At 53.6% G+C, this 22,088-nt stretch carries 22 protein-coding genes and 1 pseudogene; 6 read left to right on the top strand and 17 right to left on the bottom strand.

Annotated features, from left to right (window positions below; translation table 11 throughout):
- Window positions 1-2 precede the first annotated feature (2 nt).
- From NST96_RS07705 to NST96_RS07695, 3 genes are read right to left on the bottom strand one after another with little or no spacing between them, the layout of a single operon-like run.
- Window positions 3-1,325 (bottom strand): extracellular solute-binding protein, encoded by a 1,323-nt coding sequence (locus NST96_RS07705; protein ID WP_122958637.1) that lies wholly within the window; start codon window positions 1,323-1,325, stop codon window positions 3-5.
- Window positions 1,326-1,363: 38 nt separating this feature from the next.
- Window positions 1,364-2,410, bottom strand: a complete 1,047-nt coding sequence (locus NST96_RS07700; protein ID WP_342405922.1) for a serine hydrolase domain-containing protein — start codon at window positions 2,408-2,410, stop codon at window positions 1,364-1,366.
- Window positions 2,411-2,427: 17 nt separating this feature from the next.
- A complete protein-coding gene (locus NST96_RS07695) occupies window positions 2,428-3,279 on the bottom strand; it encodes a MurR/RpiR family transcriptional regulator (protein ID WP_024983159.1) in 852 nt (283 codons plus the stop codon).
- A 193-nt stretch (window positions 3,280-3,472) separates the two neighbouring features.
- On the opposite strand from NST96_RS07695, the gene NST96_RS07690 reads away from it, so the two are divergent.
- Together NST96_RS07690 and NST96_RS07685 are read left to right on the top strand one after the other, a co-directional pair.
- Window positions 3,473-3,799: a helix-turn-helix domain-containing protein gene (locus NST96_RS07690; protein WP_024985204.1), complete on the top strand. Its 327-nt coding sequence runs from the start codon at window positions 3,473-3,475 to the stop codon at window positions 3,797-3,799.
- Window positions 3,739-4,623 carry an IS3 family transposase gene (locus NST96_RS07685; protein ID WP_155808033.1) on the top strand — a complete coding sequence of 295 codons (885 nt, stop codon included), beginning with the start codon at window positions 3,739-3,741 and terminating at the stop codon, window positions 4,621-4,623. Before NST96_RS07690 ends, NST96_RS07685 begins: the two co-directional genes overlap by 61 nt.
- A 73-nt stretch (window positions 4,624-4,696) precedes the next feature.
- Here NST96_RS07685 and NST96_RS07680 read toward each other — a convergent pair whose 3' ends face one another.
- The gene (locus NST96_RS07680) at window positions 4,697-5,956 is read right to left on the bottom strand and encodes a PQQ-binding-like beta-propeller repeat protein (RefSeq protein WP_327970089.1); all 1,260 of its coding nucleotides are present in this window, start codon (window positions 5,954-5,956) and stop codon (window positions 4,697-4,699) included.
- Between the two features lie 297 nt (window positions 5,957-6,253).
- On the opposite strand from NST96_RS07680, the gene NST96_RS07675 reads away from it, so the two are divergent.
- A complete protein-coding gene (locus NST96_RS07675; RefSeq protein ID WP_339167536.1) occupies window positions 6,254-7,546 on the top strand; it encodes an amidohydrolase in 1,293 nt (430 codons plus the stop codon).
- 202 nt (window positions 7,547-7,748) lie between these two features.
- Here NST96_RS07675 and NST96_RS07670 read toward each other — a convergent pair whose 3' ends face one another.
- A complete protein-coding gene (locus NST96_RS07670; RefSeq protein ID WP_339186467.1) occupies window positions 7,749-9,011 on the bottom strand; it encodes an MFS transporter in 1,263 nt (420 codons plus the stop codon).
- A 161-nt stretch (window positions 9,012-9,172) separates the two neighbouring features.
- Here NST96_RS07670 and NST96_RS07665 point away from each other — a divergent pair, with 161 nt between their 5' ends.
- Window positions 9,173-9,952: a MerR family transcriptional regulator gene (locus tag NST96_RS07665; protein WP_003388041.1), complete on the top strand. Its 780-nt coding sequence runs from the start codon at window positions 9,173-9,175 to the stop codon at window positions 9,950-9,952.
- 93 nt (window positions 9,953-10,045) lie between these two features.
- Here NST96_RS07665 and NST96_RS07660 read toward each other — a convergent pair whose 3' ends face one another.
- The gene (locus NST96_RS07660; protein ID WP_279041621.1) at window positions 10,046-10,504 is read right to left on the bottom strand and encodes a TspO/MBR family protein; all 459 of its coding nucleotides are present in this window, start codon (window positions 10,502-10,504) and stop codon (window positions 10,046-10,048) included.
- An 86-nt stretch (window positions 10,505-10,590) separates the two neighbouring features.
- On the bottom strand, window positions 10,591-11,223 hold the full coding sequence (locus tag NST96_RS07655) for an ankyrin repeat domain-containing protein (RefSeq protein ID WP_311068478.1): 633 nt from the start codon (window positions 11,221-11,223) through the stop codon (window positions 10,591-10,593).
- A gap of 221 nt (window positions 11,224-11,444) precedes the next feature.
- On the opposite strand from NST96_RS07655, the gene NST96_RS07650 reads away from it, so the two are divergent.
- Complete coding sequence (locus NST96_RS07650; RefSeq protein ID WP_039071192.1) at window positions 11,445-12,314, top strand: LysR family transcriptional regulator; 870 nt, start codon at window positions 11,445-11,447, stop codon at window positions 12,312-12,314.
- Window positions 12,315-12,318: 4 nt separating this feature from the next.
- Here NST96_RS07650 and NST96_RS07645 read toward each other — a convergent pair whose 3' ends face one another.
- From NST96_RS07645 to NST96_RS07630, 4 genes and pseudogenes are all read right to left on the bottom strand, one after another.
- A complete protein-coding gene (locus NST96_RS07645) occupies window positions 12,319-13,011 on the bottom strand; it encodes a metal-dependent hydrolase (RefSeq protein ID WP_035989379.1) in 693 nt (230 codons plus the stop codon).
- Between the two features lie 106 nt (window positions 13,012-13,117).
- Window positions 13,118-13,754: pseudogene (locus NST96_RS07640) on the bottom strand (cyclase family protein).
- Between the two features lie 226 nt (window positions 13,755-13,980).
- Window positions 13,981-14,190, bottom strand: a complete 210-nt coding sequence (locus NST96_RS07635; RefSeq protein ID WP_003388047.1) for a hypothetical protein — start codon at window positions 14,188-14,190, stop codon at window positions 13,981-13,983.
- A gap of 150 nt (window positions 14,191-14,340) precedes the next feature.
- A complete protein-coding gene (locus NST96_RS07630) occupies window positions 14,341-15,174 on the bottom strand; it encodes a sugar nucleotide-binding protein (RefSeq protein ID WP_342405916.1) in 834 nt (277 codons plus the stop codon).
- A gap of 157 nt (window positions 15,175-15,331) precedes the next feature.
- Between NST96_RS07630 and NST96_RS07625 the strand changes: the two genes are divergently transcribed.
- On the top strand, window positions 15,332-16,006 hold the full coding sequence (locus NST96_RS07625) for a MerR family transcriptional regulator (RefSeq protein ID WP_342405913.1): 675 nt from the start codon (window positions 15,332-15,334) through the stop codon (window positions 16,004-16,006).
- Between the two features lie 131 nt (window positions 16,007-16,137).
- Here NST96_RS07625 and NST96_RS07620 read toward each other — a convergent pair whose 3' ends face one another.
- The 6 genes from NST96_RS07620 to NST96_RS07595 form a co-directional block, all read right to left on the bottom strand.
- Window positions 16,138-17,613, bottom strand: coding sequence for a sodium:solute symporter (locus NST96_RS07620; protein ID WP_003388051.1), 1,476 nt, complete (start codon window positions 17,611-17,613; stop codon window positions 16,138-16,140).
- On the bottom strand, window positions 17,614-17,811 hold the full coding sequence (locus NST96_RS07615; RefSeq protein ID WP_003388052.1) for a DUF3311 domain-containing protein: 198 nt from the start codon (window positions 17,809-17,811) through the stop codon (window positions 17,614-17,616).
- 76 nt (window positions 17,812-17,887) lie between these two features.
- Window positions 17,888-19,069 (bottom strand): M20 family metallopeptidase, encoded by a 1,182-nt coding sequence (locus NST96_RS07610; RefSeq protein ID WP_172921053.1) that lies wholly within the window; start codon window positions 19,067-19,069, stop codon window positions 17,888-17,890.
- A gap of 34 nt (window positions 19,070-19,103) precedes the next feature.
- Entirely contained in the window at window positions 19,104-20,333 is a 1,230-nt protein-coding gene (locus NST96_RS07605; RefSeq protein WP_171506190.1) for a Zn-dependent hydrolase, read from the bottom strand.
- A 314-nt stretch (window positions 20,334-20,647) separates the two neighbouring features.
- Window positions 20,648-21,442, bottom strand: a complete 795-nt coding sequence (locus tag NST96_RS07600; RefSeq protein WP_003388055.1) for a CPBP family intramembrane glutamic endopeptidase — start codon at window positions 21,440-21,442, stop codon at window positions 20,648-20,650.
- The gene (locus NST96_RS07595; protein WP_003388056.1) at window positions 21,439-22,086 is read right to left on the bottom strand and encodes an SdpI family protein; all 648 of its coding nucleotides are present in this window, start codon (window positions 22,084-22,086) and stop codon (window positions 21,439-21,441) included. Before NST96_RS07595 ends, NST96_RS07600 begins: the two co-directional genes overlap by 4 nt.
- Between the last annotated feature and the right edge of the window lie 2 nt (window positions 22,087-22,088).

Here is a 22,088-nt window from a genome sequence, read left to right as displayed (position 1 = left end):
TGTTATTTTTTGAATGTGGGGAACCAGCTCGCCGCCGATTTCTGCACCTCTTGGCTCACCTGCTCCGGTGTCAATTTGTTCAAGTACATGCCTTGCAGCGCGTTTTCAAGCGTTTGCTTGGTCGTCGGATTGCCTTCTGCAAAGTGGACCACCATCAGGTAAGGGGTCGAGCTGCTGGCTGACAGCTCCGCCATTTTGTTGACGAGCGGATCGCTTGTCGTTACACCGGGGATGGCACTGATGCGTTTGAATTCGTTGGCAAACAGCTCACCGAACTTCTTGCTGGCCATAAACTCGAGAAACTTGAGCGCTTCCGCTTTATGCTTGGACTTTGCGTTGACCGCGTAAGAACCGTCTACCCACGTCGTCAAAACGGTTTTTCCGTCATCCGTCGGCATCGGGAAGAAATCGAGCGGCAGATCGGGATTCATTTTCTGCAATCCTTCCAGCTCAAAGCTTCCGTTAATGAACATAGCGGCTTTCTCCGTGAAGAACATCGTCCGGGTGTCATTCAAATCAAGTCCAACAAAATTTTCCGGGAAATAAGGAACCAGCTCTTGCATGCGCTGAATGGATTTGACGAATTCAGGGCTGGTAAAGTCAGCTTCTCCATTCAGGATTTTACCTACGAAAGCATTGCCATTGTACGTTCCGGGAGCGATGACGCCGTGGCTGAGCGAGAGCAGCCAGCCTTCCTTGGCTCCGAAGGCAAATGGCACCACACCTTTGTCTTTCAGCGTCTTGGCCGTATTGATCAGTTCGTCCCAGGACTTCGGTTCACTCAAACCGTTCTGTTCAAACAGTTTCTTGTTGTAATAAATTTGTGTCGAGTTGAGTGAGAGGGGAACGCCGTACACTTTTCCATCTTTGCCGGTAGAAGCTGCAAGTACGTCCTTCGAGAAATTCTCGATGCCTGGCAGTTGATCCAGCGGCTCCAGATGCCCTGCTTCGGCAAGAGAAATTCCGGGAGCGTACGGGCGAAGCTGCAAAATGTCAGGGCCGCTGTCGCTCTGCAGAGCAGTGTTGAGTATGGTGTTGTACTCCGTTGCCTTGAACGGCTTGAAGTCAATCTTGATGCCGGGATTCTCTGCTTCGAAAGCCTGAATGATTTTTTTGTAGCCCTCAGCGTCCTCCACGCGCCAGCTGTGCATGGATAACGTCACTTGCTCAGCCCCGCCGCCAGCGCTGCTGCCTGGATTGCCGGTCTGCCCCCCGCTCTGTCCATCTCCGGCAGGCGAACTATTCGTCCCTCCGCTGCATCCGGCGAGCACCAGCATAGCAGTCAGCATAGCGGAAACAAATGCGCGAGATCGGTACCTCCTCATCCTCTTTCATCCCCCTTTTTTCCACTGCTTTGGCTTTATTAGGTCAGGCTCTTTTTGAGTTGAGCCGTGACTGCGTCATGCAGAACAGGACGAAGCTTGCGCAGGCTGTGGTCCCGTCCCAAATGAACCGCATTGGTCAAAAAGACGACTGCCAGCTCCTGTTCCGGATCGATCCAGAGACTCGTTCCGGTAAATCCCGTATGCCCGTAGCTGGAGGGAGAAAAGCCGGAGCCGCAACTGTTGCCGCCCTCATGACCGTTTATCTCCCAGCCGTACCCGCGGTTTCCTCCCTTGCCTTCCGTGTGATTGCGGATCGCTTGGCTTCGGATTTCCCGGGAGATTAGCGGCGGTGCGCCGGTCATCCACATCTGTGCATAGCGGCAAAGGTCATCCGCCGTCGCGAACAGGCCGGCGTGGCCTGCTACCCCGCCCATGACAAAGGCTTTTTCGTCATGAACCTCACCGGAAATGTACCGGTTTGTCAGACGGCAAAACTCCGTAGACGCAATATTCGGAAAAAAATTGGCATACGGACGGAAACAAGTCTGTCTCATCTGGAGCGGCGTCCATACCCTTTTCTCGAGAAACTGGTCAAAAGGCTCATGGGTGATCTTCTCGATCAACAGCCCCAGCCAGATCATGCCAATGTCGCTGTAGACGACGCACTCTCCCGGGGCGTGTGCCAACGGAATTTCATAGAGCAAGTCCGGCAACGCGATAGAGCCGTCACGCCTGCGCTCCGCAAGGTCTGCGGGCAATCCGGACGTATGCGTCAACAACTGGGCGATCGTAATTTCCCGCTTTTCTTCCGGGCAATCAGGGAAGTATCGGGAAAGCGGATCGTTTTCGTGAAGCAATCCTTCCTGCAGCAAAAGCAGTACGGCAGGTAGCGTCGCCGTCACCTTGGTAAGGGACGCCAAATCGAACAAGGTATCCGCTGAAACGGGCCGCCCCTGCGGGGTACAGCTTGTTTTGCCGACATCGGCGGCATAGATTACTCGTCCTTTTCGCATAATGCGCAAGGCAGCGCCCGGCACTAGTCCTTCCTCCACCCACGTCCGCAGCAATTGTCCAACCGCTTCCATCCTCTGCTCCCCTTTTCTCACGACCGCTTGGTACGGCTGACAGCCAACCGGGTCTTTTCCAGTAGTGGAATCACTTCTTCCTGCTGTCTGCTGACGAGGGTAATAAACAAAATATCAATCACATTCAGCTGCGCAATGCGGGACGCCATGGCCCCGCTGCGGATGCTTTTCTCCACGGAGCTGGTGAACAGCCGGATATCGGCCAGCTCCGCGACCGGCGAGGGACCGAATTTTGTCAGCGTAATAATCGTCGCGCCCTGCTGCCTGGCCTCCGTGAGCGATTGGATGATGTCCTCTGTTTGTCCCGAATAGGAAATGCCGAAGGCCACGTCCCTCTCGGACAGTGTGACTGCCGAGGTCAGCTGCGCGTGAAAATCGGAGTATGCTTCGCACCACAGATTGATGCGGGAAAACTTTTGCCGAATATCAGCGGCGATGACGGCAGATGCGCCGACTCCGTACACGTCAATCTTGCGGGCTTTCGCCAGCGCATCGACGGCCCTGGCAACCTCTTCTCCCGACAGAACGGAAAGCGTATCCTGAATCGACTGGATATTGTTCCAACTGACCGCCTGCATGATCGACTCTACCGAGCCTTCCATCATGATTTCCTTATAGCTGCCCGTCGCCGTCTGTTTATTCAGATCACCGGCGATGCGCAGCTTCAACTCCTGGTAGCCCTTCATGTTCAGAGAACGTGCCAGCCGGATAATCGTCGCCTCCGAAACACCGCTCAACTCCGCAAGCTTTTGTACCGAAAGCTTGACCACCTCTTCCGGATGGGCGAGAATAAAATCCGCCACTTTCCGTTCGGATGGCTTCAAGTCCTCCAAAATGGCCTGCAAACTGACAAGACCTCCATGTAGCATCCTCACACCGACCTTTTACCAAATCTTACCTACATTGTATGAAATTTTATTTCCATCGTCAATTAGTCGATAATAAATAATATTACAGCACCGAACAAAAAATGTCCCTCTTTATCAATGAAGTGCACCCCTTAGAATGGACATTGGATTAAACCCCTGGTAAATCCGATGAAATTTAAGGGGTGCATTTTTTATGGTGAAAAAGGGGCAAACGTTTAGAAGTTATTCTCACGAATTAAAGGTGGAAGCCATACGACTGCATATCGAAGAAGGATGGACATACCGTCGAATCATGGAGCATCTGGGGATTCCGGACCGCCACCGGCTTAAAGTATGGATGAAAAAATATAAACAGTTAGGCGAATTTGGGTTGATGGATCAACGAGGTAGACGTGAAGAATATGTTGATCAAGATCGATATGTTAAAAAGCTAAAACGAGAGAACTCGATGCTAAAAAAGTGTTTGAAAATCTGGATGCGGGAGGTGCAGCCCATAAGTATGAGGCGATCAAGCAAGTAGCTGGTGAGTATACGACTAGTGAACTTTGCAAGCTGTTTGGAGTCTCAAGAAGTGGATACTATGCATACTTGAAACGGCAACAAGCGGACCGGGACAAGCCCGTGAAAGACCTCATCAAAGTAGTTTATAAGAAGTATGATGGTAAATATGGGTATCGACAAACCCAGCTGTTTCTCTTACGAGATCACGGGGTATGGGTCAACCATAAGAAGGTACTACGTCTGATGCAAGAAATGAAGCTCCGTTCTCGAATACGCCGCAAATATCGAGGTCACTATGCTTCAACCGAAGGTGGACGAGTCGCTGAGAATGTGATGCAGCGGAATTTCAAAGCGGATGCACCTAATCGAAAATGGGTAACCGATGTCACACAGTATCGTGTCGCGGATACGTGGCTCTACCTGTCTGCTATTAAGGATTTGTTTAATAATGAGATTGTGGCTTACCACATTGGAGTTCGCAACGACAATCAGTTGGTCCTACGGACCTTTGAGAAAGCCTTTAAAAAGACGAAAGACGTGACTGGACTGATCGTTCACAGCGATCAGGGATTCCAGTACACGTCCTACGCTTACCACGACATGTTGCCGAAGGTTGGCGCCCAAATCAGCATGTCTCGGAGAGGCAACTGTTATGATAATGCCTCGATGGAGAGCTTCTTCTCGCATCTCAAAACGGAAGGGCTCTACCCTTATGATATCCGAAGTGTGGATGAGGCACAAAGGCGAATTGAGGAATATATTCAATTCTACAACCAAAGTCGACCACAACGAAAATTAAAAAGGCTGACGCCTGTTGAATTCAGACGTCAGCTGTCGGTCTAACGGTCGGGTTTTTTCTTACTGTCCACTAAATGGGGTCTTGACCACAAACGCAGAGGGACATTTTTTCGCTATGCTAGTTTCTTTTTTGTTGGATCGAAATGATCCCCATGCCATCCGCAGTCATGAGCACCGCTCCGTTTTTCCCGGGCCAGACTTTGCTGAAAACAAACTCCGGATCGTTTCGCTCCAGAATAAACCTCTCCTTGCCATCCTTGTCGAGTCCGTACAAGTTTCCGCCGTAATCGGCAAAGTAGAGATTTCCCTCTGCATCCGAAAATCGTTCCCAACTGACGAACCCTGTCTCTCCCTCAGGTGTGTGATAGCTCCACAACACCTTTCCCGTCCGGTCTATTTTTCCTATGGTGTTATTGCTGAGGGGAATGTAGTAACCGCCCGTTCCATCATTCGGGATGCCCAGCTTGGACAGGATGTCATGATCTACGGGTGCCTCAGCGATATCCTTGCCGTCGGCAGCGTTAAAGAAGTGAAGTCCTTTTTCCCCCAGTACGTAAACGATACCATCGGACGAATAGTACTGGTCTCCCCAGTCGAGCCCTTCTCTTTTCCACCTGATCTTGCCAGCTTCGTCCAACCCGATAAACGTTCGCCCGTCCAACCCGACGACCAGCGTGCGCTTGGACTCAACCCAGTCGATACTGTGCACGCTTGGGAACAGTGCTCCCTCCTGCAATGGGACTGTACTCAGAATTTCTTTGTTGCTCCAGCGTACGTTTCCTTCCTTGTCCACTGCCGTGACGCCTTGATCGGTGAGCAAAAAGAACGTGCCGTTACTGGCCACATCGAAATCCCGGTAGCTGCGGCTGAGCATATATGGAAACTCGATCGCCCGAAGCTCTTTTCCTGTTTTATCCACTACAATCACATAGCCGGGCGCTTCCCATTCGTACTCCAGCGTGTTGTCCCAGATGACGTACAGCAGTCCGTCACGCCCCATCTCCAGATAATGGGCCCAGTACATCCACAGATCGCTTTTGCCCAGCAGCTTTCCTTCTTGATCGAGACGATAGAGAAAACCGTCCGCCCCGGTCACATACATGATCCCTTGTTCGTCGGTAACCACGTTGGAGAGATATTCGTTTTCCAGCGAGTTTTGCCACTTTACTTCGTACTTGTCCCCACCCTTGAGAATTAGCGCCTTGCTTTCTCCATTTTGCGAGACGATAACGGAGGTCTTCACCTCGGGCAAAGAGACCGTTTCCGTAGTTTGCGGCTGCCCTGCTTGAGTCTGGCCGTGTGCAGCAGTCGGCAGAATCAAGGCGAGTGCAAGCGCGAGCAGTGCGACTTTTGTCTTTGCCCCTGTCCTTATGTTCATCAACGCAGCCCCCAATGCCAAAAATTTCCGTTCCCTACTCCATCTTACTTTCCTTCCGGTTTGCTTTATTCCTGCTTTGCTTCCTCTTACTTTTACGTTTCCGCTTCTTTCCTCCTGGTTTGCTCCCGTTTTTTTCCTGGTTTGCTCCTGGTTTATTCCTGCTTTGTCCCTATTTGTCCCTGCTTTATCCCAGCCGGCTAACCCGGCGCAAAAACCCGATTTTTCCGATACTCTTGACCTTTCCGCCGCGTCAACCCTTACACTTGAGCTCGCAGAATGGACGAAGGAGGAAATGGAATGAAACGTATCTTGATTAAAGAAGGCACCATTTTGAGCATGAAGGAAGGCGAGCAGGCCTTTACCGGCGATCTGCTGATTGAAGGGGATAAAATCGCGATGGTGGCCCCGATGATCGACCAACCCGCGGATCAAGTGATCAGCGCCAAAGGCATGGCAGTCATGCCCGGTCTGGTCAATGCCCACAATCACGGGGCGATGTCGCTTCTGCGCGGCTTTTCCGACGATCTGAAGCTGATGGATTGGCTGGACAAAAAAATGCTTCCGGCCGAAGCGAGGATGACGGAGGAAGACGTCTATTGGGGGACGAAGCTGGCGATCGCGGAAATGATCCGCTCGGGCACCACCACGTTTGCCGACATGTACGTCTGCATGGATGCTGTAGCGAATGCGGTCGTGGAAAGCGGCATGCGGGCCTCGCTCACTCGCGGGCTGGTGTTCCTGCAGGATGACGGAGGCAGGAGAATGCGGGAAGGAATCGATCTGGTGGAAAAATGGTCTGGTGCCGGTGATGGCCGCATCACCACCATGTTCGGTCCGCATGCCCCCTATACCTGCCCTCCTGAACCTTTGCGCGAGGTAATTGCGCTTGCGCGTCAGCGGCGCATCCCGCTTCACATCCACCTCGCGGAAACCAAGGAGGAGACCGTGAAGATTCGGGAAAATTACGGCGAGACCCCTACCGAATACCTCTACCATCTCGGCATGTTCGAGCATACGCACGTCCTGTTGGCCCACGCCGTCCATCTCACCCGCAAGGATATCGGGTATTTGCGCGGCATGCGCGGCGGTGTCGCCCACAATCCGGTGAGCAACCTCAAGCTTGGCTGCGGCATCGCGCCAGTCATGGAGTTCAAGCGGCAAGGCATCACGGTCGGGATGGGCACAGACGGGGCGGGCAGTGCCACGACACTCGACATGTTCGCCGAGATCAAGGCAGCCACCTGGATGCAAAAGCTCGACTACGGCGATCCGACTCAGCTTTCGGCAGAGGAAGCGCTCCGCATGGCGACGATTGAGAGCGCCAAGCTGCTCGGCATCGACCATGAGGTTGGGACGCTGGAAGCGGGGAAAAAGGCCGACCTGATCCTGATCGACTTGAATCAGCCGCACCTGCAGCCCATTCACAATCTGTTTTCACTAGTTGCCTACAGCGTCAATGGCTCAGACGTCGACACCGTTATCGTAAACGGACAAATTCTGATGAGACAGCACCAACTGACGACCCTCTCCCGGGAGGAGATTCAGCGGGAAGCCGCCAGTCGGGCTGCCCGGTTGGTAGAAGGGCTGTAGGGGAAAACGGGAGAACGAAACAATGCCGTCCTGTCGCGGGACGGCTTTTTTCATTTATGATGGCGGTATTAATATATGGCCTCACCCTTTTCCTCTCTCCCGACGGTACCGGCTCGGGCCATGCTATTCTCGATATCCCGTTTTTTGGTTTTGCTTTTGCACGGACGTTTGTTTGACTCCGATGATCTGCTTGTTCCCGTCGTTATTCTCGGGATCGGCATGGTGCTGAAGCTGCTCGTCCATCTTCTCTATTTGCAGTGGCAGGCCTCGCTTTGCAAAACGGCAAAACGATCAGTGCTGCCAACAGAAAGCATATCCCTGCCGCGCCATAGATGAGTTCCAGCGGGAGCGTCCTGGCTGCTATGCCGGATACGCTCATCATCACTACCATCGAACCGGTCATCAGCGGCGTCCGAATGCCGGTAACCCGGCCGATGTATGCTTGTTCGGTGTGCATCATGACCAGAGCGTTGTTCCCGATGAAAATGGCAGGCTGCAGAAGCGCGATCAAAAACTGGACCGCCATCGTCAGCCATAATACAGTAGACAAGCCAGACAGGATGATGCCAGCCGCATTCACAGCCAGCCCAAGCATGAGAAATCGCTGAGGCGCTATCTTGGCGGCCAAGCGAAAGGTCAACAGCCCTCCGATGATTTCGCCGACACCGTATGGGATTGTCATCCATTGCAAATCCTGTGCGGACAAACCCAGTCTTTCCGTGACGAGAAAGATTCCGAGCGGAGATATCAAACCGACGCCAAGTCCAACTGCCAAGAAGCACAGGTTTAAGGAGACGAGAACTTTTTTCGCCGCGACGTAACGGATACCGTCCACCATGTCTTGCATCACCGATGTCTGCATGCCCCTCTCGCCAGCGCCAGCCTGGTTGTCAGGCGGGATAAAAACCATCGCACACGCCGAGAAAAGAAAGGCTATCCCCGTCAGCAGGATAGAAAGGTAGATTCCGAGAGCTTGATACGCGATTGTGCCGAGAATCGGCCCGAGAACCATAAAGATGGAAAATACGGTTTGCAATAGCGACATGCCAGCCTGGGCCTGTTCGGCCGGCACGTGCAGCTTGAACAGCTTCATCCCGGCAGGCTGCGTGATTTGCGATAGGACAGCGGAGCAGCATGTCGCAAAAAACACAGCCGCCCACATCCCTGATTCGAGTGCAAGCAGCACGACGCCAACTGAAAGGGCGCTTGCCAGTTCAGACCAAATGATCGTCTTTTTCGGACGCCACCGATCCGCCAGCACCCCGCCAATCAACGAAAAAAGAAAGATGGGCGCGTATTCGGCAACCGAGATCATGGATACGGCAAAAGCGTCTCCGCCGGTTCTCTCCATGACATAAAAGAGGATGGCGAAATTTCGTATCCATATTCCGAGCTGGGAAAACACGTTTGCGATGAGGACCATCCGTATAAACGGGTTGCGCTGCAGCATTCCGAAAGTCGGCATGTTCATATTCCTCCCCTTGCTGCCATCAGGCAGGTGAATGTCGCATTCACTCTACCTCCTCCTGCAGCAGGAGAGTCAAACGTTTTTTTCCGTATTCAGAATGTCTTGACTCTGACCTAGGAGGAGCCTTTACGCTATGAACAGAGAGGAGTGGGATGAAAATGCTCTACACGGTAAAAGAAATCGCCGCGCTGTCAAACGTAACGGTAAAGACTTTGCATCACTATCACTCCATCGGCCTGCTGCTGCCATGTGAGATTAGCGAAGCGGGGTACCGCCTGTATGGAACAAAAGAGCTGGAGCGTCTGCAGCATATTTTGTTTTACAAGGAGCTTGATTTCCCGCTGGAAAAAATCAAGCAACTGCTCGAAGGCGCCCCTGATCGGCTGTCCATTCTGGCCAGTCAGAAGGAGCTTCTGCTCGCCCGCAAGCAACGGCTGGAAAGAGTCATTCAAACGCTGGACGAATCGATTTCACATGCCGAGAACGGTGAACAGATGAATCAGGCAGAGATGTTCAAGGGGTTTTGTGACGAAGAGGAGTGGATGGAGGCACTGGCCGAACAAAAACGGTATTTGGAGGAGACCTATGATTTTTCTCTTCCTTCCATCGACTCGTCCGAGGTCCCGGCGATGAACCAAATGGCGCGGGAAGCGAAGCGATTTACGGATGGAATGGCGGATTTTCTGGCGAAGGGCGTCAAATTTGACGATGAGAGTGTACACAGGCTGATTTCCGAGCATATCGCCTTCTTGAATCAGAGCGGACATGCGACCAGCGCTGACGATTTTGCGGCACGAACGCGCTTTTTCCTGGATGACGACTTTCACCGAAAGATGCTTGAGGAACAGCAGACAGGTCTTGCTTACTATTTATCCACTGCTGCGGAATCATTTGCAGCCAAGGAAAAAAGTGGGACTGAAGCGAAAAAGTACGACTGAAGCGAAAAAACCGCCGCAACGACTGATCGTTGCGGCGGTTTTCCATGCTTCCAAGCATCCATGCAATATTCAAACAAGGTGAGAAACATCCACCTATCGATTGAGCAAAAAGACCCCCCAAGACAGATACACCGTGTACAATGCCCACAGCAAATAGGGGATGAGCAGATAGGCCGCCGCCCGCTTGCGGGGCCGGATCATTTTGATCAGCAGCCAGGTGGAATAAGCGGCAAGCACGGTGTCTGCCGCCGCTGGCAAGAGCAGATGCTTCTCTACGAAAAGCCAGGTAAACACCTGAACGACCGCCCAGTTGATAAAAAACAGCAGCAGGGTTTCTCCATCCATTTGCCGGCTTCTGGCCAATTGGACAATCGATAACGATATAAGTGCATATAAGATTCCCCACACGACGGGAAAGACGCTGGCGGGTGGAGTGCCTGGCGGTTTGGCAAGCGCCTCGTACCAGGCCCCACCCTCCGGATAAAGAAAGCCTGCCCATGAGTATATCGCATAGAGGGCGAAAAACAACAGCGCGGAGGTACCGATTTTCACCGCACATCCCATCCTTTGACATCTGATCTTCTTGCCATAGTTTATGAGACGTGCCTTCGTTTCATCACGATTTGTCCAACGGGATTTTAACGTCCTCCGGCTTTGATCAGCATCTCTTCGATTTCGCGGTATCCGCGCTTTTTCGCATGGGCAAGCGGCGTTACCCCGTCCTTGTCGGGAATATTCACGTCGGCTCCGTGATCGATCAGCAGCTGCACGATCTGCTGATGGGCCTCTCCTCCGTCGCTGAGCACGATCGCTTCCATCAGCGCTGTCCAGCCCAGATTGTTCACGTGATTGACATCTACACCAGAGCGGGCGAGCAGCTCCTGTACAACTTCTACATGCCCTCTTTCCGACGCAGGGATCAGAGCTGTCCCGCCGTATCTGTTGGTGAGCTTCGGATCGGCACCCGCATCAATGGCCAGCTTGACGATATCCAGAAGTCCCTCTGCCCCCGCATACAAAAACACGTTATCCAGGCGGTTGTCCCGGATATGAATATCGGCCCCGGCATCGATGAGCGCTTTGACCGTTTCCGCGTGATTGCCATGCGTAGCTGCCAGCACCGCCGTCCGTCCTTTTTCATCCGCAGCATTGATGTCCGCACCTTTTTTGAGCAGCTCCAGCACCGCAGCCGTTTCCCCTTTTTCCGCCGCCTTGATGTGCTCCTGGCCCATTTTTTCCTGCATCACTTTTTGCACACTCTCCTTTGCCATATTCTGTGCATCTTGCAGAACTTCCCCTGTGCTGGCAGGCTCCTCGCAGCCTGCCAGTATCAATAAAGAAGAAAAGAAGGTCACAGCCAGACGGATCACGAATCCTCCCCTCCCTTTGCTCGTTCTCTTGCTTAATGCTATCATGGCAATTGATATACGAAAAATATTATTTTCATTATAAATAATTACTTTTCCCATATATCATTGAAGGGAGTGTCTCGGTGGATATCAAACAGCTTCGCTACTTTATCGCCATTGCAGAGGAGAAACAAATCTCGGCGGCTGCCAAGCGGCTTCATCTCGCGCAGCCGCCGCTTAGCCAGCAGTTGATCAATTTGGAGAAAGAGCTGGGCGTCGCCCTGGTCGTCAGGCACGCCAGAGGTCTGGAGCTGACAGAGGCGGGACGCATCCTGTACAAGCACGCCGTCAAAATTGCCAGCCTTGTGGAAGAGTCGGAGATCGAGGTAAAAGAGGTAGGCGAGGGCACGAAAGGGACACTCAGTATCGGTGTCAACACGCTTTCTTCTGAGCTTTTGCCCATACTGTTGAAGCGGTTTCAGGAAAGCTATCCCCACGTAACGTACAAAATCCAGCAGAATGAATCCGATCAGCTTCTGAAAATGGTAAAAGAAAAAGCCATTGAGCTCGCGATCATCAGGCTGCCGCTTGAACTCAATGACTTTTCGATCCTGCATCTAAAGACGGAACCGCTGCGCTTCGCCAGCTCCACTCGCATTCCCGGCTCATCCGCGACAATCACCTATGAGCAGATTTGCCATCATCCGTTGTTGTTGCCCAGCATCGAAGGACTCGGCGTGTACCACTTGATCCTCGAGGAATTCTCCCGGCGCCGATTGGAGCCTGTCATCCTCGGCGAATGCTCGGATATCGCGGTCCTCTTGCAATTGGTTTCTTCCGGCTTTGGGGCGACGATCGTACCGGAAGTCGTTCTCAGGATGCACCCCGGGCATGATCTGCAGGTGTACGAGATTGCGGATGCGACGATGGCTGCTTCATCCGGCGTCATTTGGCTGAAGGACTACTACTTGTCAAAGGCGGCACAGAACTTCCTCGATCTTTTGAGAAAGTAACGCCTTACAGACGTGTCGACTCTCCCGGCTTCAGCGCGGCCCCGTCGATTCCTTTTTCTTTCAGGCTGTCGACAAATGCCTTCCCGTCCTGCTTGATCGGGGGGAACGTATCATAGTGCATCGGCACGACGAACTTGGCTCCTACCCACTCGGCCGCGGTTTTGGCATCCTCCGGTCCCATCGTGAACACATCCCCGATCGGAAGGAAAGCTGCGTCGATGTCGTGGCGCTCGCCGAGGAGCTTCATATCTCCAAACAGTCCGGTATCGCCCGCATGATAAACCGTCTTTCCGCCCATCGTGACGATAAAGCCGCCCGGCATTCCCAAATAAACGATACGCTTATCTTCTTCAAAAACCATGCCCGAGCTGTGGAATGCTTGGGTCATTTTTACTGTACCGAACGGAAAGGAAGCGGAGCCTCCTAGGTTTAACGCCATCGTCTTGGCACCTTGCCATCCCAGGTAGTTGGCCAGTTCAAACGTAGCGATGATGGTAGCGTCATTTTGCTTCGCCAATTCTACGGCGTCCAAAATGTGATCCTGGTGTCCGTGCGTCAAGAGAATGTACTGAACCCGAATATCGGACAGCTTCGTGGCAGCAAGCGGGTTTCCGGTGATGAACGGATCGATGATGATTGAATGTCCTTCGCTGGTCAGTTGGATGCAAGAATGGCCGTGATACTGGATTTCCAACATGTGCATTCCCTTCCTTCTTCGCAATCTACTATTCATTCCTGATGATAGGTGGGAATGTCAGCCATGTCAAATCAGTTGGCGCATGTTGTTTCAAACATTTGAATAATCAGTCAAACAGAACCGCGAAGGCTCTCGTAAAAGCGCCGTCGCTCCCTTTAATCTTGAGCGGCGCAGCCGCGAAGAAGACGCGCTTGCGGTCAATTTGCTCCAGGTTTTTCAGGTTTTCCACGATCCCCAGCTTGTTGCCGAGAAAAATGTGGTGAGCGGGGAAGTTTTCAGTCTCGATCGGGTCGGGAGAGATGAAGTCGAGCCCGACTGCCCGAACTCCGCGCTCCACCAGCTCCTTGGCCAGTTCTTCTCCGAAGTAAGGGTAGTCGGTTTCGTAAGCATCCGTCCCCCCACTGCTTGCTGAGGCCCGTACGGAACAAAACGATGTCTCCCGGGCGAATGTCCGCGCCTTCCAGAACAGCCGGACTCATTTCCCGCTGTCCGTCGAGGTGGACGTCCACGATCACTGCTTCGCCGACAAAACGCTCCAGCGGGATTGCCTCGATGGTCTCGCCATTTTGAATAAAATGGGCTGGTGCATCGCAATGCGTTCCAACGTGAACGACTGCGTGAAAGTCGGTCACCTGAAACCCGTCCGACTCTACTTGAGAAACCTGCTTGAACTCAGCAACCTGCTGACCCGGGTACTGGGGCATTCCTGACTCGAGCACTTGCGAAAGATCGATAATGCGCATGAGACCCTCCATTTTCCCAACCTTACAAGTCGGAATAGTATGTGTTTTGCTAATATTATCCAATCCCAAAAGCGCTATCGCAAGTGTTTTTTCTGCCCTCCGCGTATGTTTTTGCTCTTCCGTCCGATTATGTAAAAGGCTGCGAGAGCCGACAGCCAGTCCGTTCCTTCACGGCTTTCGCAGCCAGTCCATTCCTTGCCGGCTTGCGTTTGACACTACCGGCTTACTAGAGGAGATTGTCTTTGTGATGGGGATCCTTCAATTCGACGAGCGCGATGATTTTCGAGTCCCGAATGACAACGCGCTTGCCTTCATTGTCCCGCAGAATCAAGGTAGAGTTTTTCACATCCACCAGTTTGCCGACGAAGGTGCCATTCACTGTATCGACCTTCACTTTTTCCCCTTCGAGCTTTTTGGCCTGATCACGAAATGCCATGGTTGATCCCTCCTTTACCTGCATCCTATGTACATGCAACGCCATTCAACCAAAGCAAACGTGGATTTTTCTCCAAAATGTGCAGCCACCCTTTGGCAATGATCCCGGGTGACATTTGGCCGTTTACTCTGCCTTGCTGGACGTTCGGCACTATACAGAACGAAAGGACGTATGCAAGCTGCGGCAGGCCAATGATGTATCCAGCCTGAGGTCGAGCTTGATCCCTTTGTTTGCCGCGTCTTCCCTACTTATTTGGTCTTCTTCTACCAGGGCCGGGTCGTATCCAAAGCGAAGCGCTGTCTTCTGTGCAAAGGTGTAATAGCTCTCAAAGCTGCTCGGTCCCACATGCAAAGTGCCCGTCCACTCGCTTCCGGCCAGCTCCAGCAAAGCGTTCGCGAGATCATCCACGTGGATAAACGTGCGAAGGACATTGCTGCTGCGGACAACCCGCTCCCCTTTTTCCCATGCCTCTGTCAACTGGCGCACGCGATTGTCCCAGCGCCCGTCCGCATCCGGCCCGTAAATGGGACCTGATCTGACGATAGCATGATCCAAATGGCCGCTCCTCACCATCTCCTCGCCGGCAAGCTTGGCATTGCAATAAGCCGCCAAGCTGCTGTCCCTGTTCCAGAAGGAAGGAGCGTCCCGTTCCTGGTACGGCCCTTGAGCCCCTTCAAAAACGCCATCAGTCGACACGAACAGCAGCCTTGTCGCTGGCGAAATATGGGAGAGAACTCCGGACAGCCCCTTCTGAATCAGGGCAGTTTCGTTCTCTCCGCTCATCACTGCCCATATCACCACATCAGGATTCGCTTGCCGGAGCAGCTCTGCACAGGCGCTTTTTTCCCTCAAATCTACCTGACTGTACTGCGCATGGAGGTTTTGAAAGCACGTCCCCGTCACTTCCCATCCTTGCTTTTTTCCGTTTTCAACGATCTTGGAACCAAGATAACCGCTCGCACCGAGGATCAATAGTCGTGACATGAATCCTTTCGTTCCTCTCTTTATGGGTTATGGGACGAACCCTGATAGAATTTGTCGTACGTTTGCAAACAGGAGTTTACTTAGTGTCAGCGAAGTGTACAAGCATAATCATTTCACAATGTTCGGAATACTTTTGTCAGAACGGGAGGGAAGTCATATGAAGAACGTGATCGAACTGGTTGCCAAGGAGAAAACCTACTCCGGACGTGAACTGGCCGAAATTCTCGGAGTCGGAGCCAGCACGCTGCGCAAGTGGAGCATGCTCCTGGAGCAGCAGGGGTACCGGTTTTTGCGGGACAGTCAAAACCGCCGGGAATACAGACAGTCGGATGTCGACGCACTGCGCTCGTTTTATCAGTTGACAAAGGAAAACCTGATGCCGCTCGAGGAAGCGGCGCGGACCGTAGCCGGACGCACTTCCTTTCAACAGACCAAGCGGGAAACTGCCGCTTCGCTCAGCCTTGTTCCCCCGGTCGTGCCCTCTGCCGGCTCTGCACCTTTCCCGTCAAACCATTCGGCTGCACTGTCTGCGAGCACATCCGCTGCTTTGGCTCTTCGGACCAGCGCCCATGTCGATCGGCTGGAAGAGAAAATCCACTCTCTCGCCCAGCATGTACAGCATCAGGATGCAGCTCAGATGGAGCTGATGGAACGCTTGGAAAAGCAGGAAGCGTACATCCGCAATAGTCTGAAGGAACGCGACCGCCGCTTGATGAAAGCCATGAGCGACATCATCGAAGCCAAGCAGCAATTGGCCCAGCTCCGTGACGAGCAGCGAAAAAAATCGATCTGGCACCGCTTGTTTCGGACACAGTATGATTCGTCGCTTTGAATCGAAAACCTCTTGCTGTTTTTGTCCCTCCGTATCGCTGCCGACCCGCATAGAAACAGGGCCGCTCCGATTGTACAGTCATCTCCAATCGGAACAGCCCTGTTTTGTTGTTTGTCTCGGAAAACCAGTGCCTACGCTGCGTTGATAGTCTCGTCGTTTGCCCTCGCGCTGCCTTTTGTAGCGAGGCTCACAACCGTCGTCACTGCAAGATTGACGACCAGTGCGATAATGCCGACGTTCAGATCTTGAATGGACTGCGGCAGGAATGGGAAGAGGGTGCCGATCGTGATGCCGCTGATCGTGACGATCGCAACCGTTGCCACACCGGCGATGATACCGGCTGCCGCTCCCTGCTTGCTGACAAAATTGCGTTTGGACAGGCTGAACAGAAGCGCAGGGAAGAGCTGGGTAACGAGACTGTAGCCCATCAGCAGCAGGGTGACGAGTGTATCTCCGCCCTTGAATGTAAAGTAAAGCGAGATGAGCGCGACTACAGGCACCAGATAACGGGCCAGCTTGGATACCTGTTCGTCCGTCGTCTTCGGTGCGAATACCTTGTACACGTTTTTCGCAATCAGCGTCGACGAGGACATCAGAATCATCGACCCCGGCACGATCGCTGTCAACAGCCCCGCCGCGCCGATCACCCCGACAAACCAGGGATCGAAGGTTTGGATAGACAGGCGCAAGAGTGACATGTCGCCATCCGCCCCTTCCAGTCCGGGCACCTGCAGGATCGCGGCAAACCCTACGAAGAAGACGAACAGCAGCACCAACTGGTAAAGCGGCATGACGATCGCGTTTTTCCGGAAGACCTTCTCATTTTGAGCAGAGTAGACCGAACCGAAAGTATGAGGCCACATATAGAAACCAAGCGCTGTCAGCAGAACAGTAGAGACAAACCAGGACGGACTGAGGCCTTTTTCCGGCAGAGCGACAAATCCTGGCTTGGCCGCTTCGACAGCCTGAAACATTTCGGTGATGCCGCCATAGTAGTGGAACGGCAGATAGAGACCGAGGAACACAACCACAAACAGAATCATGATGTCTTTGACCACAGCGGTCCACGCCGAGCCGTGGATTCCGGAGATCATCACGTATACCGTGACAGCCATGGTCCCGATCCAGATCGCCGCCGTGTTTGAGATGCTTCCGTAAGAAGCCTCTGCCACGATCAGCCCCAGGCCTTTTAGCTGGAGGACCAGATACGGGATGAGCGCCACTACCCCGACGATTGAGACGAGGACACCCAGGTACGGGCTTTTATACTTGCTGACAAAGAAGTCGGACTGCGACATCAGCTTGTTCTCTTTTGCGTAGCGCCAGATGGCGGGCAGCAGCCAGTACGACATGATATAGGCGAGACAGCCATAGCCGAGAATGTAGAAGGTCGGCCCGCCTTTGCCATATGCCCAGCCGCTGCCGCCCAGGAACGTAAAGGTGGTGTAAATCTCGCCCGCCATCAGCAGGAATACAAATATCGTTCCGAAGCCGCGTCCCCCGACGGTCCACTGCTCCAGGTTCATATCCTTGCCGCGTTTTGCCTGAATCCCGAGAAAGAGAGACAGTGCCAGGAATCCGAAAATGATCATCAACGCTGCATTCATCTAGGAGTCACCTCTCTTGTTCGCCGGGTCCAGCTTGTAGATGATCGCCATAATGACAGAGGTCAGGACGACCCAGAGGACGATCCAAAACAGAAGGAAGGGCAGTCCGAGCACGTAAGGCTCTACTTTATTGACAAATCCGATGCAACCGAGTATTCCGATAAACGGCAGCAAGGCTAATAGATGAATCAGTTTCATGGGCAGCAGATCCCCCTTTGTCTGTCGATTCCTGCGATTTGCAACCGTTCGGAATCTTCGGTTTTTTCATGCAAATCTATGCCATGACGATTTTATGGGCGGCATTGACGAAGATCTTCACGCCTACCTCCAGCGCATCTTCATCTACCGTGAAGCGCGGGTGATGGTGCGGATAGACGATGCCCTTCTGCTGGTTGCCTGCGCCTACGTAGAAGAAGCAGCCCGGAGCTTTTTGCTGGAATGCCGAAAAGTCCTCTCCCCCCATGTTCGGCTTCATGTGGTCGATCCATTCCTCTCCCAGCGTCTCCGTGACGATGCTCTCCATCAGACGGGTCACTTCCTCGTCATTGATCACAGGACGATAGCCGTATTCGTATTTGAATTCATAGGTGGCTCCGTGGGCCTCGGTAATTCCTTTGACGACGCGTTCCATCAGAGCCGGAACGGAATCGCGAAGCTTTTGGTCAAAGCTGCGAACAGTGCCGCAAATGCTGACCGATCCCGGGATGACATTGTGTGTCGTTCCGCCGATAAACTGGGTGACGGAAATGACCAGATTGTCCAGCGGATCGGTATTGCGAGAGACGATGTGCTGCAGGTTGGTGACCACCTGTGCCGCTATGGCAATGCTGTCGACCGTCTGATGCGGCAGTGCTGCGTGCCCTCCCTTGCCGGTGATGGTAATGTAGAAGGTATCCGGTGCGGCCATCATCGGACCTGGGCAAATCCCCACTTTGCCAAATTCCATTGGCGCCCACAGATGGGTCCCGATGACCATGTCCACGCCGTCCATGACCCCTGCCTGCACCATTTCCTCCGCCCCGCCGGGGAAAAGCTCCTCCGCGTGCTGGAACAGGAAGCGGACCTCGCCTTTGATCCGGTCTTTCATCCCTGAGAGAATTTTCGCCGTGCCGAGCAGCATCGCCGTATGTCCGTCGTGACCGCAAGCATGCATCACGCCGGGATTCGTGGAGACAAACGCAAAGGTGTTTTCCTCCGTGATCGGCAGGGCATCCATGTCGGCCCGCATCGCCAGAACACGCCCGGGCTGTGAACCGATCAGCCGCGCCATCACGCTTGTCTTGGTCGGTCTGGTCACGTCCAGGCTGCCGAACGAAACGAGCGTGTCGTAGACGAACTGGGCCGTTTTTTCCTCGTGAAACGAAAGCTCCGGATTTTGGTGCAAATAACGCCTCCACGCGATTACCTGCTCCTTGAGCTGTTCCGCTTCTTGATTGAGTGTCGCTGTCGTCGTCATTCAAATACGCCTCCCTAATGAAATTCGTGCCTTCCTACGCCTTCCCGGCGAGTGAGAGAACCGTGCGGTACAGCACATTGGCTCCGTCTGCACAGTCTTCCTTGGTGGTATATTCAGCCGGATTGTGGCTGATGCCCTTTTGGGAACGGGCAAAGATCATGCCAACCGGACAGAGGCCGGTCAACTGCATGCAATCATGTCCGGCACCGCTCGGCATCGTAAACGGTTCAAAGCCAAGCGACTCGCACGCGTCTTTGGCAGCCTGCTGAATTTCTTCGGAGCAGATGACCGGCGGTATGCGCTGCAACAGTTCGATCGCGAGCTGAATGCCTCGCTTTTCGCATATTTGCTTGGCAACTCTGACAATTTCGGCTTCGACGCGGTCAAGTACCGCCTGATCCACATCGCGAAGGTCCAGCGAAAACTCCACTTTTCCCGGGATGATGTTCACGCCGCCGGGATATGCCTGCAGCTGTCCTACCGTACCGACGGCTGTTCCCGTTTTGCCCGCCTCCTGCTCGATCGCCAGCATGATTTCTGCTGCCGCCGCCAGCGGATCGCGGCGAAGCGTCATCGGTGTGGCTCCCGCGTGCCCGGCTTCCCCCTCGAGGATGAACTTCACCCACAAAGGACCGGCTACACCGCTTACCACCCCGACCGACAGATTGCGGCTCTCCAGCACCTTGCCCTGCTCGATATGCAGCTCGACGTACGCCTTTACGCTCCCCTTCGGACGAGCGGCTTTGCCGATCGCATCGGGATCCAAACCGTTCTGTCTCATCGCCTCGGCAATCGAGATGCCGTCCTTGTCGCAATGCTCCAGCTCGCTTCCCTCCAATAGACCGGCGATGCCGCGGCTTCCGATCATGCCGTAGCTGAAACGGGTCCCCTCTTCATCGGTAAAGGCGATCACTTCGATGGGATGTTCGGTGGCGATGCCTTGCTCGTTCATCGCGTGCAGGATTTCCACGCCAGCCAAAACGCCAAGCGGACCGTCGAAGTTTCCGCCGTTGAACACAGAATCGATGTGCGAACCGACCAGGACGACAGGCGCTTCCGGATTGCCGCCTTCTTTTCTGCCGATCAAATTGCCTACCTCGTCCTCCCGTACGGCAAGCCCCGCCTCAAGCATAAAACCGCGAACGAGATCTTTTGCAGCTCTCTCTTCGGGTGTAAAAGAAAGTCTGGTAATGCCGCCCGACTCTTGTTTGCCGATGTCACTCAAACGCATTAACCGATCCCACAGCCTGTCCGGATTGATCATACGCTTTCACCCCTTTTTCTTTACGCAATTAACGGTTGATTTACGGTTGTGTCCATAATTGTATAATAGTCTGTCAATTTTGAAAAGAGGGAAATATTTTGGGGATTATTGGAAGTCCCTTCCGGTGTTGCGTGTTCTTCCTGGCGACTGAGGAAAAAGCGGTCCTCTTGATTTCAGTCGTGGTTTAAAAAAACGGTCAATCAGGCCTTGGTGGAGGAGATGAAAACGGCTGAGGAAGAAAAACGGTTTGGACATAGTAAAAAAAGAGCCGGGACTGCTCTTCACGAGCGCTCCCAGCCCTTCCGCAGGCAAAATCATCCTAGAGCAGCAAGCACAAGCGCCATAAGCGTCATCACGACATGTGCCGCCGCGTGGGCGACCATGGCTGCTTCCAGGCTATGCTTCCAAAACAGCCAGCCGAAAAGAATTCCGCCCACGGCATTCAGCAGGATGGTACGGATGATCAGCATAGGCGTAAGCGGAGCGAGGACGGCCACCGCTCCCAGATGTCCGATGCCAAACAGCAGAGCGCTTATGACAATAGCGGTGACCATAACCGCAGCTCCCGGAATCTCTCTCCCCCGCTGGAACAGGCGCCAGCCGAGCCACGCCAGGAGCGACATCATGCCCCAGCGCAGCAGCAATTCTTCCGTAATGCCTCCGTACAGCATGGCGCTGATGGTAAAGGAGAGATCCCGCGGAGGCGCCCCGCCCGCAAGGCTTGCGGGCAGCCACGGCTGAAAGAAAATGTCGAGCAGAGGCAAAATGACCGCTGCCGCGATGCCAAAAACGATGGCAGCAGGCATCTGCGGACGCAATCGGCTCCAAAACGGCTCGCCTTTCGTCGCCTTGTCGGCGACAAGCGATGTCAGCCCGACCCGTGGAGCCAGCCATGTTCCCACAGCAACCGAGATCGCCAGCAGGATCAGAGGCTGCAGCATGGACAGAGCGGCCAGCACCGCTACCGGCATGTCAGGCAATCCGGGCACATTTTGAAGCTGCCTGACAGATGTGGGAACGAGTGCAATCACGCCGATCAGTCCGGCAACAAACAGGGGCACATATGCTTTGCCGTATGAGGGGTAGCCGTGCATGCTTCCACTTTTCATCCCTTCGTCCCCTCCAGCCTGCGATACGCCATGTAAGAGTAAATGACCGGTACCCCGACGGACAAGCCGATCACGACCAGCAGCGGCCAGCTCGCGTCACGCATGGCAGGGAGGAATGCCGACAAGATCGCAAACAGTCCCGCAATTACCCAGAGCGGCCCCGACATCCGGTGGGTTTTGCGCCACACCTCTTCGCTCGCCAGTGTCCATGGCGTTTTGATTCCAATGAAATAATTGCTTCTCACCTGCGGCAGATAGTTTCCGATCACGAGCCAGAGGACCCCGATGATCAGGTTGGCAAATACGTCCGCGCCTATCGCCCGCATCCCGAGGTTATAAGCCAGCAGATGGCTGAAGGCTGCACTCAAAATCAGGACGGTGAGCAGCCGGATGATGCCGTACGCTTTCTCGAATTTCTCGTAATTTTGCTTCTTCGGGTCAATTTTGCGGGTATATGCAACGATTGCAAAAATCACGATGCTGATCAGAATGTAGGTCAAAAAGAACGTTCCTTTGCTTTGAAAACCGTCCGGCTCCCCGCCCGGCCCAAAGTGGATGACCATCTGTTCGGGCAAGTCCTTGTACGTAAACAATCCGATGAGGATGGGTACCAACAGGATCATGATACTGACCGCTTGATTCATGC

The sequence above is a fragment of the Brevibacillus sp. FSL K6-2834 genome, from assembly GCF_038592925.1.
Lineage (GTDB): Bacteria > Bacillota > Bacilli > Brevibacillales > Brevibacillaceae > Brevibacillus > Brevibacillus borstelensis.
The sequence above is the reverse complement of the archived record's forward strand: the minus strand, read 5'-3'. Positions and strand labels throughout refer to the sequence as shown.

Excerpts from the sequence above, each read along its gene's own strand:
- NST96_RS07705 (WP_122958637.1), bottom strand. The coding sequence starts at position 1,325 with ATGAGGAGGTACCGATCTCGCGCATTTGTTTCCGCTATGCTGACTGCT.
- NST96_RS07700 (WP_342405922.1), bottom strand. The coding sequence starts at position 2,410 with ATGGAAGCGGTTGGACAATTGCTGCGGACGTGGGTGGAGGAAGGACTA.
- NST96_RS07695 (WP_024983159.1), bottom strand. The coding sequence starts at position 3,279 with ATGCTACATGGAGGTCTTGTCAGTTTGCAGGCCATTTTGGAGGACTTG.
- NST96_RS07690 (WP_024985204.1), top strand. The coding sequence starts at position 3,473 with ATGGTGAAAAAGGGGCAAACGTTTAGAAGTTATTCTCACGAATTAAAG.
- NST96_RS07680 (WP_327970089.1), bottom strand. The coding sequence starts at position 5,956 with ATGAACATAAGGACAGGGGCAAAGACAAAAGTCGCACTGCTCGCGCTT.
- NST96_RS07675 (WP_339167536.1), top strand. The coding sequence starts at position 6,254 with ATGAAACGTATCTTGATTAAAGAAGGCACCATTTTGAGCATGAAGGAA.
- NST96_RS07670 (WP_339186467.1), bottom strand. The coding sequence starts at position 9,011 with ATGCCGACTTTCGGAATGCTGCAGCGCAACCCGTTTATACGGATGGTC.
- NST96_RS07665 (WP_003388041.1), top strand. The coding sequence starts at position 9,173 with ATGCTCTACACGGTAAAAGAAATCGCCGCGCTGTCAAACGTAACGGTA.
- NST96_RS07655 (WP_311068478.1), bottom strand. The coding sequence starts at position 11,223 with ATGGCAAAGGAGAGTGTGCAAAAAGTGATGCAGGAAAAAATGGGCCAG.
- NST96_RS07645 (WP_035989379.1), bottom strand. The coding sequence starts at position 13,011 with ATGTTGGAAATCCAGTATCACGGCCATTCTTGCATCCAACTGACCAGC.
- NST96_RS07635 (WP_003388047.1), bottom strand. The coding sequence starts at position 14,190 with ATGGCATTTCGTGATCAGGCCAAAAAGCTCGAAGGGGAAAAAGTGAAG.
- NST96_RS07630 (WP_342405916.1), bottom strand. The coding sequence starts at position 15,174 with ATGTCACGACTATTGATCCTCGGTGCGAGCGGTTATCTTGGTTCCAAG.
- NST96_RS07625 (WP_342405913.1), top strand. The coding sequence starts at position 15,332 with ATGAAGAACGTGATCGAACTGGTTGCCAAGGAGAAAACCTACTCCGGA.
- NST96_RS07620 (WP_003388051.1), bottom strand. The coding sequence starts at position 17,613 with ATGAATGCAGCGTTGATGATCATTTTCGGATTCCTGGCACTGTCTCTC.
- NST96_RS07615 (WP_003388052.1), bottom strand. The coding sequence starts at position 17,811 with ATGAAACTGATTCATCTATTAGCCTTGCTGCCGTTTATCGGAATACTC.
- NST96_RS07610 (WP_172921053.1), bottom strand. The coding sequence starts at position 19,069 with ATGACGACGACAGCGACACTCAATCAAGAAGCGGAACAGCTCAAGGAG.
- NST96_RS07605 (WP_171506190.1), bottom strand. The coding sequence starts at position 20,333 with ATGATCAATCCGGACAGGCTGTGGGATCGGTTAATGCGTTTGAGTGAC.
- NST96_RS07600 (WP_003388055.1), bottom strand. The coding sequence starts at position 21,442 with ATGAAAAGTGGAAGCATGCACGGCTACCCCTCATACGGCAAAGCATAT.
- NST96_RS07595 (WP_003388056.1), bottom strand. The coding sequence starts at position 22,086 with ATGAATCAAGCGGTCAGTATCATGATCCTGTTGGTACCCATCCTCATC.